This is a genomic window from Paenibacillus shenyangensis (genome assembly GCF_000346635.1).
Classification (GTDB): domain Bacteria; phylum Bacillota; class Bacilli; order Paenibacillales; family Paenibacillaceae; genus Saccharibacillus; species Saccharibacillus dauci.
Genome location: NZ_AOIG01000008.1, coordinates 151665 through 165066 on the forward strand (window position 1 = coordinate 151665; position 13402 = coordinate 165066).

The following is a 13402-nucleotide window of genomic DNA, read 5'->3' on the forward strand; positions in this document are numbered from 1 at the left end:
TTATTCATTAAATGCATATGCTCTCAGCTGCGGCTTTTGCGGCTCGTTAGCCACTGACTCGTTCCAATCAATACCAGACTGATCAGCACAATCATTGTCGAGATCGCACTGCCGTAGCCATAACGATATGAAGTGAAAGTCGAGTTATACATATAGGTAGCCAGCAGTTCTGTCGCATGTGCCGGACCTCCACGGGTCATAATATAGACCAGATCGAATGATTTGAGACTACCGGAGATACACAGTACAATCGCTACCTGTACGGTCGTCCAGATGATCGGTAGCGAAATATAAGCCAACCTTCGCCAGCCAATAGCGCCGTCAAGCTCGGCAGCATCGTGAATCTCGCCGGGTATATTTTGCAGCGCCGAACTGAAAATGATCAGGTACAAACCAACAAAGCTCCAGATCAGCGGCGGAACCAGCGAATAGATCGCTATGCCTGAATCGGACAACCAGTTCAGCTTCCAACCGGATAGCCCTACCGCATCCAGCAGAAAATTCAGAATCCCGATCTGAGGATGGTAAATGTACTGCCAGACCATTCCGATAACGACTGTCGACATCACCATCGGCAGAAAAATAGCCGAGCGCAAAAATCGCTGCATCCATGTATTTTTGTGCAAAATGACTGCCAGTGCGAGCGCGATAGGTACCTGACCAAATACCGCAGCCAGCACGAAAATAATATTGTTTTTCAGAGAACGCCAAAATGTAGAATCGTGAATGATCTCTGTGTAGTTAGCCAGACCGATATACTGCTTATCCCCGAACCCGGACCAGTTAAAAAATCCATAATATGCCGACCAGACGACCGGCACAAATACAAACAGACCGTAGATCAGCAGCGCCGGTGCCAGACCAAACATAACAAACTTGCGGCTGCTCATAGCATTCATATCATCACTCCTTGCCCTCGATTTTGCCTGCTGCCTCATTCCTTATTATGATTTGCTGCTGTCCATGCTTGCCTGAATGGCATAAGGATATACAGCAGATGATCCGGCACCTTATTCTGCTGGATCATCTGCTGTACAGTTATTCTTAACGACAGTCTGCTTCATCATTTCACTTTGTCGTCATGCTGGCTTCTGCAGCCAGCATCGTATTCCGTAGGAGCCCCAGCTATTTGCCGAGTGCTCCAGCTTGTGCACTTTGGATTTTGGCTGCAATATCCTGCGGATTACCACCCATCATCAGCTCCTGTAGACCATTATTGGTAACTTCCACGGCTGCCGAACTGAGCTTGGAATCATAGACCGGGCTGATCTTTGTTTTCTGGATCAAATCATACAGCTCCACGAATAACGGATGGGCTTTGCTCTTATCCAGCTCCAGTTTATAGCTGACAAGCGTACTGCTATCCAGCGTAGCCTGCTGACCTTCCGGACCAGAAAGTGCATACAGCAGCTCCAATGCTGCTTCTTTTTGCTTGCCTTCCAGCTTTTTGTTTAATCCCATTCCTGTTCCGACGACACCGGCAGTAGACTGGGCTTCTCCTTTGCCACCGGGTACAGGCGGCAGGATAGTTACATGGGTCTGATCCAACACTTCAGCAGGTGCGTTATTTACCAGATTCGCCAGTGCCCATCCGCCGTTAATAACCATGGCACTTTTCCCCTGGAAATAAAGCTGCATCATCTGGGTCTCATCAATACTGTCAAATCCACTCTGGAAGGCATTGGCTTTACCCAGATCCTGCATCACGGTCAGCGCCTGTACAAATTGCGGATCGGTAAAAGAAGCTCCATTCTGCTCGGCAGCCTTGAGGAACCAGTCTGTACCGGTAACACGATCACCAATCGTACTGAAAATGGTAGATTGGGCGACCCAGTTTGCTTTGTTACCCAGCGCGATCGGAATCACTTTATTCTGATTAAAGGTATCGATTGCTTTCATTAATTCTTCCCATGTTTCCGGTACTTTTACCTTGTATTGATCAAATATTGCCTGGTTATAAAAAAGTAACGAGGAGGGTGCCAGGTTCATTGGTACCGAGTAAATCTGCTCGTTGACCGTATATCCATCGAGAGCATTTGGAATGAAATTGTTTTTCCATTCCGGCTTGCTGTCCAGGAATTCATTAATCGGCTGAATCAGATCTCCTTTGACAAATTCCTTGGTCATCGCATCGGGCCACATAACGAACAGATCTGGCATTTCATCTGCTGCAGCGGCTGTACGAAGGCGGGTCTTCAGCCCATCGGTAGGCAGCGGCTCATCTTCCAGTTCGATCTCCGGATGAGCTGTGCGGAAGTCATCCAGAAGCTTGCGCATAGCAATCGATTTGGCATCCTGTCCCGTCCAGTTATGCCATACGGTCAGTTTGACCGGTTCATCTGCTGTACCTGAACCTTGTGCGTTCTCTTTGCCTCCACAGCCGGACAGCAGAATCAGTAATATAATGGACAGTGTCAAAGCAGTAATCTTTTTCATTATGTCCCTCCTCTGATTATTGAATATCCAAAGTGTAATGGAAACGCTATCATTTTATAAGGTGAATCTGTTCGGTACCAGGGTAGACAATCATCGGATGTAGTCACCAGTCACCAGTCACCAGTCACCAGTCACCAGTCACCAGTCACCAGTCACCAGTCACCAGTCACCAGTCACCAGTCACCAGTCACCAGTCACCAGTCACCAGTCACCAGTCACCAGTCACCAGTCACCAGTCACCAGTCACCAGTCACCAGTCACCAGTCACCAGTCACCAGTCACCAGTCACCAGTCACCAGTCACCAGTCACCAGTCACCAGTCACCAGTCACCAGTCACCAGTCACCAGTCACCAGTCACCAGTCACCAGTCACCAGTCACCAGTCACCAGTCACCAGTCACCAGTCACCAGTCACCAGTCACCAGTCACCAGTCACCAGTCACCAGTCACCAGTCACAGCTGATTATCTCTGGCAAGCACAAAAAAAGCCAGCTGCCTATACACAAATTGTGCATATACAGCTGGCCTCTCTTTGTATTATTTCTCAATAACGCTCAATCATTTCTGAAGCGCATATAATAAGCAAAACTATTATCGTCGTCCACGTTTGCGAATCTTGCCTGAACCAAAGCTCGATTTGGGTGCGCTGTTACCCGATGGAGAGAAGAATCCTCCACTTGAACGATTGGACGAATTGCCACGATTGATTGTCCCGCTGGAAGAAGGCGAACCGCGGCTTGGTGTATTGCTGTCATACTGTGATCGTTTGGAAGTCGATGAATTGCCACGCTTGAAAATGGAGCCCGACTTGTTCACCGTCATCGGCGGAGCCTGCTGGATATCCTGCATCGTCGGCTTCTTGTACTGGGTCTGCGGCGGATAGGTTTTCTGGCTGGCATAGCCGCGATAATGACCGCCGCCATAATAACCTCCATATCCACCAAAACCACCGAGCGTACCGAACAGCTGATTGATCAGCGTTGCTGTCAGATAACCCTGCAGGAAGCTGGAATCATAGTTACGACGCACATATTCATGCGAATCCACTTCAATAATCGTATCTTCCGGTTTGTTCGGGTCCTGCTGTACCTGAATCAGTTCATTCTCATAGACGAGGAACATCCGCTTCGGGTCTTCAACGGACATGTTTTGCGGAGTACGCTGGTCAGACAGCTGCTCTGCTACTACAGGTACGGTCTGTCCGGCTGCCCGATATACATAGGAAGTCGAGTCACCTTCCCGACTGACCGATTCGAGCGGATAATTGAGCTTGGAATTGTTCGAGCCTATACCACAGCCGGAGAGCAGCGACGTCACCAGGCTGAGCATCAGCACGATTTTGATCAACCATGATGCGCGTGATTTCATTGGACTTCGCTCCTAACTGGCACGGATGACACGAACATCCCCGTTAAGTACAAATTCACCTTCATATAGTGTAAATCGTCCGCCCTGCCATTCAATGCGCAGCAGTTTACGATTATCCGATTGATACTGCCATACATGCTGTTCTCCGTTTTGTACTCCCGGTAGCACCGGTGTACGACCGCTTGCCAGTACACTTCCATGATACTGCTCATCCATATAATAATCGGTTTCATCCATCTCGATATGTGTAGGTACCTCATTTGGATTTTCCAGACCACCATCGATAGGTTGATAAAGCGTATAACGCAGCTTTTCTTGCAGCTCTACATGCAGATACGAGATGTTCGTTCCATCTTGAAGAGTCAGCATTACCGCATTGCGCGCACGATTACGGGCCGTTCCGACGACCTCATATGTAACCAGCGACACTTCACAGATATCTCCTGTCTGTAAATCCAGTGGTCCCTTTTCCGGTTTTGGAGGCTCCGGCTTGGAGACCAGATTCGTAATACGTTTCCATAATCCCATAACCTGTAACTTCCTTTCTTTGCTTAAAGCTTATTTCTCTGCATACTTCTAAATTTACAGGGAAGCTGAAATAATAAAGGCACCTACCAGCTGCAACGCGCCACCAATCAATCCATGACTAACCATTCCCTGACGCGTTCCTTCGTCCAGATCCAGACCTGCTATCTTTTTGAGCAGCAGACGGGCAATCTGCTCCAGAACAAGCAGAATAATAAAGGAAACTACCGATACAAGCACAGCTTCCCACAGACTCCATGACGTATTGATGGATACGGATAAAATGTATCCCTGCGCAAACAGCTTCATCGCCAGTCTGATCGCGACTGCCGTATTGCCTGCCTTGATCTCGGCGATATCCTTGTATTTGGTGAAAAATGAATCCAGGTACATGAGTGCGAACAGCAATACTGCGCCTACGCCTGTCCATACCAGAATTTGCAGTACAATATCCCAGCTCATAATTTGCCATCCTCCACTTATTTAGCATAATTGGTTACAGACCATCTATTCATAATCCATAGATAACCCATTTGCACGAAACAAAAACGAAGGAAGAACGGAATGTGCTGTTCTTGCCTTCGTTTCGTTCCAGGCTGCTGTTATTTTAATCTATCTTATCTTTCTTTAAATAAAGGAATACAGGTTGCTTAGGATTTGTTCTCGTACTGCTTCATCAGAGCGGCCAGTTCATCTTCAACTTCCTTGTTGGCACCCAGTGCATCGATCTCATCATCGAGCGACTTGCCTTTGCTGTTCATCTCGTTGCTCGCTTCTGCTCTGGCTTCCATTTGCAGCATTTTCTCTTCCATACGACTGAGGCCGGCTGTTGCAGAGTCAGCACTGAATCCGTTCATTGTTTTGTTGATTTCAGTCTGGGCTTTGGCTGCATTATAACGTGCTACCAGTGTTTCACGTTTGTTTTTCATATCGCTCAACTGTTTGCGCATCTCTTCCAGCTTGCCACGCAGATTATCGGCAGCTGCTTTGTTCTGGTCGTAGTTGGCTTTGTATTCATCACGCTTGGCTTCTGCATTTTTCTTTTCTTCCAGTGCGCGGCGAGCCAGATCAACGTTCTGATTCTGAGCAGCAATATGCGCCTGTTCTTCACGTTTTTTCACCAGGGCATCCTGTTCTTCATACAACTGCTTAAAGCGTTTTTCAATAGCAATCTGTGAAGCTACCGCTTTCTCGGCATCCTCCAGATCGGCTGCCATATCACGAATATACTGATCTGTCATTTTAATAGGATCTTCCGCTTTCTCGATCAGAGCATACACATTGGACAGAGTAAGATCACGCAGACGTTTGAAAATTGACATAAATTAGTTCCCTCCACTTGAATAATAAAATGATCATCGTAATACGTTACATGCGCTACTATGCATAAGCGTTGTTACTAACAGGTATTACGAAGAAATATACATAAGGTTTCACAGCGGCGGCAAATAATTTTCCTCCGATGTTGATCCGGTTATTGTATCAATAACCCATATGAGCGATTTATACGCAGCTTGCTGTACATCTTCTCTGCCTCAATATGAAAATTATATAAAAACCCCCTGCTCCAAAAATGGCAGGGGGTTTACTATTCAGCCTATAACCTGAATTTATCGCAATATCATGGTTAGGATACTTAAAATATTGTAGGTAATTTTGAAATATTTTATTGAGATGGATCTTGAAGCAATTTTAATGAAGTTACACAAAATAGAATAGCAGCTTACATCGATTTGGTCAGTGTAATAGAACCATCATTCTTGTCCCATTTCACATTCCAACCCAGCAATTCGGTAATCGAACGAAGAGGTACAACGGTACGTCCATCTTTGTTGACCATAGCTGCTGCATCCAGCTGTTTGTTTTGTCCATTTACACTTACTGTGTCTTTGCCCACCCAGAATTTCATTGTATCGGAGCCTGCCATAACAGTAGCTTCACCGGTTTTGGCATTCCAGCTTACTTTGGCACCGATGCCTTCACCCAGGTAACGAAGCGGGATATAGGTCGTACCATTCATTACCATTGGCATGGTGTCCATCATAGTTGTTTTGTCATTGATTTTTAGCGATTTGCTGTTCAGCTTCATCCAAATCGTCATCATAGAGCTATCGGAAGCGGCAGGCTCGGTCGCTGCAGGTTGCTCCATCGCTGGCTGCTGTGGTGCTGGTTGTTCCATCATAGGCTGTTGTGGTGTCGGTTGTGCGGCACCAGTCATAAATTTGTCAGGATTCTGCTTAACGATAGCACCACCTAGTGCTTCACCGATACCAAACATGGTTTTGTAGCCTTCACGATCAGCCTGATAAGCTGCAGTGTAATTTTTCGCAGCATAGTTATCGATGACTTTTTGTACCTGACCTTCATGCGTCATTAGTGCTTGTTCGGCTGCGGCTGCAGGCAGGTTATTGGCTGTCGCTGTACCCAGGAATGCTGCAAATTCCTTGGTGAAATCGTTAATACGATTTTTTACTATTTCCAGTGCTGGTTGATCGCCTTTTTTGAGTGCGTCTACATAATCGCTCTGGGCTTTGATATGATTGGTTACCCAGATTTTCTCGAATTGATCGGCTCCGGCATTGCCATAAATGGAAGCAATCGCCGCTTTGAAATCAGCGGTATTACCTGCTTCGGCATCAATCAGTGCCTGGGAATCCGCTTTGCCATCGTATTGCTTTTGCATTTGCAGCACAGACAGGGCAAAATGTTCAGCTGCCAGATGGTTCAGTGCAGAGCGCAGATCGGCTGCTGGTGTATCTACCGTGGTGTTATCGAACATCGACGGATTCTGGGAGACGATCGCACCAGACAATGCTTTGCTGATTGTAAACATTGTATTCAAACCTTCACGATACTCGGTGTAAGCGCCTGTATAGTCACCGGCTACATATTTCTCGAATACATCTTGAACTTCGTCTTCATGCAGGCGAATAGCCTGTTCAGCTACCTGCCCAGGAAGCTTGCCACCGGTCGCTTTGGACAGGAAATCAGCAAACTCATCCACAAATCCCTGCACATTGGCTTCTGCCTGTTTTACAGCTTCCTGGTTGTTCATTTTGGTCGCTTTGACCAGATCATCTGTGTATTTGTTGTGAGCCCGGAAAATACGTTCAAACTCGGCAGCTGCTTGTTTGCCGTAAATAGATTCAATAGCCGGCTGCATATCGACAGCATTTTGATCCAGTGCATCATAAGCTTCCTTGGCATCTGGTGCACCTTCATAGGCCTTGGTCATTGCTGTTACAGCAAGAGCAAAATGCTCGGATAACAGGTAATCCAAGCCTGCACGTAAATCCGCTGCTTTGGTACTTACTGTCGGGGCCATGGAAGTAGATGATGTGCTGTCTGCTGCAAAAGCACCTGCTGCGGGAACAAGTAGAGATAAGGATAGTACGGGTGCGATAATTTTTTTCATCTTCATAAATAGTCTCCTTTGTAAGTCAAGTTGGTGTTGATCATTCTTACTCCTATCAACGCGGAGAGATGAAAGATGGATCACTTTATAATTAAAATTTTATTCAATTGGTTATTTCGGGAGATATCAAAATTTTCAAAAACCATGATATTCAAAGGATTTTTAGCTCGTTAGCTTTCTGTATTCTTTTTGAATACTATTTTATTTTGCAAACGAGAAATTTAAAAAATGCAGTAAAAAAGCCATTATTTCCTAATGTATAGAAAATAATGGCTTCGACGATTCTAATATAAATGAACAGGATCAGTGACGATATCCACGTAAATATTGTACAGGTACATCTGCTTCTGCATTTAATGCTTTGGCTGCATGAACTGCCCAGTACGGATCACGCAACATCGCTCGTCCGATTGCTACCAGATCAGCCTGATCATTCTCCAGTACTTTCTCGGCATCTTCATACTCATCCAGAATACCTACAGCAATTACCGGCATATCCAGCGCCTGCTTCAGCTGGGCAGCCATCTCTACCTGGTAACCTGGACCTACCGGCATACCACCGGCACCGACAGGACCTTCGCCGCCAGAAGATACATGCATAATATCCACACCGGCATCACGGTAACGGCGGCAGACTTCGGTAATATAATCCACATCATATCCGCCATCTACGTATTCACGGGCCGAGACACGCATGATCACAGGCATATCAGCCGGTACTGCCTGACGTACTGCCTGTACGACACGTTCGCCAAACAGTGGCAGATCCTGACCATATTCATCTTCACGCTGATTGACCAGTGGAGAATGGAACTGGTGGATCAGGTAACCGTGTGCGCCATGAATCTCTACTGTATCAAAACCGGCTTCTACAGCACGGCGTGCGCCTTCGGCATAAGCCGTAATCATCTCTTCTACCTCTGCCGTGGTCAGTGCGCGAGGTTCTTTGTATCCTTCACCATCATAACGAACAGCGGACGGGCCCACCGGTGGATTTGCATCTTCTGCTTTGCGGCCAGCGTGACCAAGCTGAATGCCGATCTTCGTTCCATAGCTGTGTACTTCATCTACCATTTTGCGATAGGCAGGGATAAAATGGTCATCCCAGATGCCTGTATCCTGATCGGTAATCCGTCCATCCGGATGTACAGCTGTCATCTCTACGATGATCAGACCGGTGCCGCCTACAGCGCGGCTAATATAATGAACATGGTGCCAATCGTTTGGCATACCGTCTTTGGTATCTACTGAATATTGACACATCGGCGGCATGACAACGCGGTTTTTGAGCTCCATATTTTTGAATGTATAAGGGGTGAATAATTTGGCCATTGTTCATTCCTCCAATAAAAAATAAGGTGATGATACTTTGCTTCATAAACACTTCTTTTATATAATTTCGTTTTCTACTGCTCAATATCTGCATTGAACAATAAAATCAACAGTTATCATTATATAGCATATTACGAAATATAACAAAGGTTTCGAGAGTTCAAACAATACTTTCATCCTATCTTCATTTATTCAACTTTGCGTTCATCTTGCTACTGCAAATAAAAAAGCATGCCGTACCCGATGAGAATACTCTAACGGATACAGCATGCTGGTCAGGGATAGGTACATCATTTTCCGAACATCCCTTTTATGCATAGTTTTATTCATTTATACATCGATACCTATTCATCAATCGTCTGTATAGCAACCGATTATCGGTATCTTCCACTTATAGTCTGCTTTACAATACCTTGCTCAGGAAATCCTGGGTACGCGGGTGGGTAGGAGCACCAAATACCTGTTCAGGGGGCCCCTGTTCCACGATCTGTCCGCCATCCATGAAGATGATACGATCACCTACTTCACGGGCAAAGCCCATTTCGTGTGTAACGATCACCATCGTCATTCCTTCATGTGCCAGCTTCTGCATAACTTCCAGTACTTCACCGACCATCTCGGGATCGAGTGCAGATGTAGGCTCATCGAACAGCATCACATGCGGCTGCATCGCCAGTGCGCGTGCGATCGCGATCCGCTGTTTTTGTCCGCCGGACAGTTGGTTCGGATACGTATCGCGTTTGTCTTCCAAACCTACAGTATGCAACAGATCCATAGCGATTTTTTCCGCTTCCGCCGGATTAGTCTTCTTGACCTTAATGGGAGCAAGCGTCAGGTTCTGCAATATTGTCTTGTGAGGAAACAGATTAAAGTGCTGGAAGACCATACCCATTTTTTTGCGGGCATTATCAATATCATACTTGCGCTGGGTGATCAGCTCGTCCTCGAAATAAATCTCGCCAGCAGTCGGCTGTTCCAGTAGATTCAGACAACGCAGGAACGTACTTTTCCCCGATCCACTCGGTCCGATCACGACGACAACTTCACCTTGGGCAATATCTACATCTATACCGGTCAGTACTTCATTTTTACCAAATGACTTTTTGAGTCCTTTAACGTTTATCACTTACACTCCATCTCCTTTCCAGCATTCCAAGCAGCTTGGAAAGCACGAACGTCATGATAAAGTAAATCGCTGCAGCAATCAGCAGTGGGTTCAGCGCCGAATAGGTAATGCTTCGAACAGCCTGTGCCTGGAACATCAGATCGGCTACCCCGATAAAGGAGACAATCGACGATTCCTTGATAATAACGACAAATTCATTACCGATCGCAGGCAGTACACTCTTGACTGCCTGTGGAATAATAATGCTGCGCATCGTCATTCCGTGAGACATACCGAGTGAACGGGCGGCTTCCATCTGTCCACGATCCACACCCTGAATACCGGCGCGGAAAATCTCGGCCAGATAAGCAGAACTGTTAATGGACAATGTAATAATACCCGATTCCAATACGCTAAATTCAATATGGAACGTCTGGGCAATTCCATAGTGGATAATTAAGAGCTGTACCAGCATTGGCGTACCACGCAGAATCTCGGTATACGTTACAGCGATCCAGCGCAACACACCTACATTGGACAGGCGGAACAGTGAAACGACCAGACCAATCAGGAAACCGAACAATACGCCTGCCGCAGATAGCAGCAATGTATACTGGATTCCTTTCATATAATACTGACGGTAATCCCAGAAGATTGTAAAGATATTATTGGACTTTTGTTCCCCCGAGTTCAGGGCAGTTGCATCCTGAACAAATTTCTTCACTTGATCTCCTTGATTCAATTTAGCCAGAGTGCCATTGATATGCCCGAGCAGCTCGGTATTGCCCTTTTTCACGGCAATGGCCATCTCGGTATCGCTGTCCGGAATCGTTGCGGATGTGATTGCCAGATCATCATGATTCGCGACCTGACCCTCGGCAACCGGGCCTTCCATGACGGCAGCATCTACGCGGCCGGATTCAAGAGATAATACGATATCGGCGATGCGATCCACAGAAGTCAGTTTGGCATCTTTGATACCTTTAGCGATTTCTTCCTGGATAGAACCTTTTTGTACACCGATAGATGCGCCTTGCAGGCTGTCAACCGATGTATATTTATCTTTGTCTTCCACACGGGTCATAATCACCTGGCGGGAGATATAGTACGATTCGGAAAAATCTACATTCTGACGACGTTCTTCCGTCGGTGTCATCCCCGAGATAATCATATCGATCCGGCCGCTGTTTAGCGCCGGCAGCAGACTGTCAAAGGGAATATCCTGGATCTGCAGTGTTGCTCCCATATCCGCAGCGATCTGTTTGGCAATTTCTACATCGGAACCGACAATCTGGTCTGTTCCGTCAATCTTTTTGTGGAATTCATACGGCGGGAAGTCTGCGCTCAGACCAACCGTGATGACTTTCTGGTTGTCCTGTGCAGCAGAAGCCAGCGGAATCACTGTAAAGAACAACATAAGCATGCTCAGGCAGCATGCAAACCATGGTTTTAGTGCTTTCAACCTTCTATCTCCTTTACTCTGTTAAAATAATTTGCATTTTGTTGTACATTTTACGGCTTACTCTCATATTACTCAACCGGGTTATTATAAATGAAATTGTATGATTATTCAATCATTTTGTATATATTTCATTCATTTTCGAAGAGAACGGTTTCATTGATAGACTACCTGTATGCTATACTCAGGTTATATCCAAAGTAGCATAATAATCCGTTATAATGAGGTATAGTCGGAATCAGACTATTCAATAATAGGACATCTTTACTGTTATTGGCACTATTTATACCATTATACATAAAAGGAGTATACATCCATGAATCCTACCCTACTCAAAATGAAAATAAGCGAGCATATTCAGCAGCATGCGGAAGCGTTCAAAGCGGTATCCACCTATATTGGGCAAAATCCCGAATTGGGTAATGAAGAATACAAAGCTTCTACCCGGCTCAAACAGGAGCTGGAATCCCACGGATTTCGTATCGAAGCGCCTGTGTTGGATATTGGAACTGCTTTTGTTGCTACCTATACATCAGCCAAGCCTGGACCTATTGCTGCCTTCATGTGTGAATATGATGCGTTGCCCGAGATTGGTCATGCTTGTGGCCACCATCTGATTTGCATGATGAGTGCCGGTGCTGCGATCGGTCTTAAATCGGTTATCGACGAGATTGGCGGTACAATTCGCGTCTACGGTACGCCGGCCGAAGAAACACGCGGTGCCAAAGTACCCATGGCAGCAGCGGGTCTGTTCGATGACTGTGACTTTGCCATGATGGCTCATCCTTATTATGCCTATGAAGAATCAGGGATCTCACTCGCCATGGATGCCCTGCAGTTTGAATATTTTGGTCAATCGGCTCATGCCGCTGCCAGTCCGCAGCATGGCATTAATGCACTGGATGCTATTTTACAGTTGTTCAATGGTATTAATGCGATGCGTCAGCAGACTCGCAGCGATACGCGAATTCATGGCATTATTAATCATGGCGGTGTTGCAGCCAATGTGATTCCCGATTATGCTTCCGCGCAATTCTATGTTCGCTCCGGTAGCCGCAGCTATACAAATGAACTGGTCGAACGGGTCAAGCAGGTGGCTCAAGGTGCTGCCCTGCAGACAGGCTGCCGTCTGGAAATCTCTAATTATGAATATTCCTATGATGAGCTGATTACCAACCAGACGCTGTCCGAGACGTTTACTCATAACCTAATGAATCATGGTATAAGCCGCGAAGAGATCCATTACGGCAAAGATGCCGGTTCACTCGATCTCGGTAATGTATCGGTACGCTGTCCAGCGATTCATCCGTATGTGAAGATTACAGACGAAAAGCATGAACTGCACAGTATTGGATTCCGCGATTGTGCCCAGGAGCCGCAGGCGTTGGAAGCCATGATCTTCACTGCTACCCTGCTCGCCGAGACTGCCTTTGATGTGATGACCCAGCCGGATCTTCTGACACGTATTCGTGCCGAATTTGATGCTACCGTGACTGCTTCGCAATGATGCGAGCAGGACAATAGCAAAAAATATAATAAGGCTTTTGAAAGCAGTCAAATTCTGTTCAAACCACTATTTTAATTTAGGGGTTAACCTTAATATATTAACTGTTAGATTAATTTTGTATTGAGTGTACTGACTGTGTTGACTCTTTTATTCACTTGGATTCAACTACCGTTTTCTGCATAGAACAGCTATTATCTACCCGATTAAAGATTTATTCTATTTTAACCGAATACCGATCCGTCCCTACAGCCCTAA

At 46.1% G+C, this 13402-nt stretch carries 11 protein-coding genes; 1 reads left to right on the forward strand and 10 read right to left on the reverse strand.

Annotated features, from left to right (window positions below; translation table 11 throughout):
- Positions 1–23: 23 nt before the first annotated feature.
- The 10 genes from H065_RS0107390 to H065_RS0107435 all read right to left on the reverse strand — a co-directional run bounded on the left by H065_RS0107390 (position 24) and on the right by H065_RS0107435 (position 11643).
- Complete coding sequence (locus tag H065_RS0107390) at positions 24–899, reverse strand: carbohydrate ABC transporter permease (RefSeq protein ID WP_017812395.1); 876 nt, start codon at positions 897–899, stop codon at positions 24–26.
- Between the two features lie 226 nt (positions 900–1125).
- Positions 1126–2436 carry an extracellular solute-binding protein gene (locus tag H065_RS0107395; protein WP_017812396.1) on the reverse strand — a complete coding sequence of 437 codons (1311 nt, stop codon included), beginning with the start codon at positions 2434–2436 and terminating at the stop codon, positions 1126–1128.
- Positions 2437–3027: 591 nt separating this feature from the next.
- Positions 3028–3804: a DUF4247 domain-containing protein gene (locus H065_RS0107400; RefSeq protein ID WP_017812397.1), complete on the reverse strand. Its 777-nt coding sequence runs from the start codon at positions 3802–3804 to the stop codon at positions 3028–3030.
- Between the two features lie 12 nt (positions 3805–3816).
- The gene (locus H065_RS0107405; RefSeq protein ID WP_017812398.1) at positions 3817–4332 is read right to left on the reverse strand and encodes a DUF4178 domain-containing protein; all 516 of its coding nucleotides are present in this window, start codon (positions 4330–4332) and stop codon (positions 3817–3819) included.
- A gap of 54 nt (positions 4333–4386) precedes the next feature.
- A complete protein-coding gene (locus H065_RS0107410; RefSeq protein WP_017812399.1) occupies positions 4387–4791 on the reverse strand; it encodes a DUF350 domain-containing protein in 405 nt (134 codons plus the stop codon).
- A 188-nt stretch (positions 4792–4979) separates the two neighbouring features.
- Positions 4980–5651, reverse strand: a complete 672-nt coding sequence (locus H065_RS0107415; protein WP_017812400.1) for a PspA/IM30 family protein — start codon at positions 5649–5651, stop codon at positions 4980–4982.
- Between the two features lie 401 nt (positions 5652–6052).
- Positions 6053–7750, reverse strand: a complete 1698-nt coding sequence (locus tag H065_RS0107420; protein WP_017812401.1) for a copper amine oxidase N-terminal domain-containing protein — start codon at positions 7748–7750, stop codon at positions 6053–6055.
- Positions 7751–8047: 297 nt separating this feature from the next.
- The gene (locus tag H065_RS0107425) at positions 8048–9076 is read right to left on the reverse strand and encodes an NADH:flavin oxidoreductase/NADH oxidase (RefSeq protein ID WP_017812402.1); all 1029 of its coding nucleotides are present in this window, start codon (positions 9074–9076) and stop codon (positions 8048–8050) included.
- A 403-nt stretch (positions 9077–9479) separates the two neighbouring features.
- The gene (locus H065_RS0107430; protein WP_017812403.1) at positions 9480–10202 is read right to left on the reverse strand and encodes an amino acid ABC transporter ATP-binding protein; all 723 of its coding nucleotides are present in this window, start codon (positions 10200–10202) and stop codon (positions 9480–9482) included.
- Positions 10189–11643, reverse strand: coding sequence for an ABC transporter substrate-binding protein/permease (locus tag H065_RS0107435; RefSeq protein WP_017812404.1), 1455 nt, complete (start codon positions 11641–11643; stop codon positions 10189–10191). Before H065_RS0107435 ends, H065_RS0107430 begins: the two co-directional genes overlap by 14 nt.
- A 313-nt stretch (positions 11644–11956) precedes the next feature.
- Between H065_RS0107435 and H065_RS0107440 the strand changes: the two genes are divergently transcribed.
- Entirely contained in the window at positions 11957–13147 is a 1191-nt protein-coding gene (locus H065_RS0107440; RefSeq protein ID WP_017812405.1) for a M20 family metallopeptidase, read from the forward strand.
- Positions 13148–13402 lie beyond the last annotated feature (255 nt).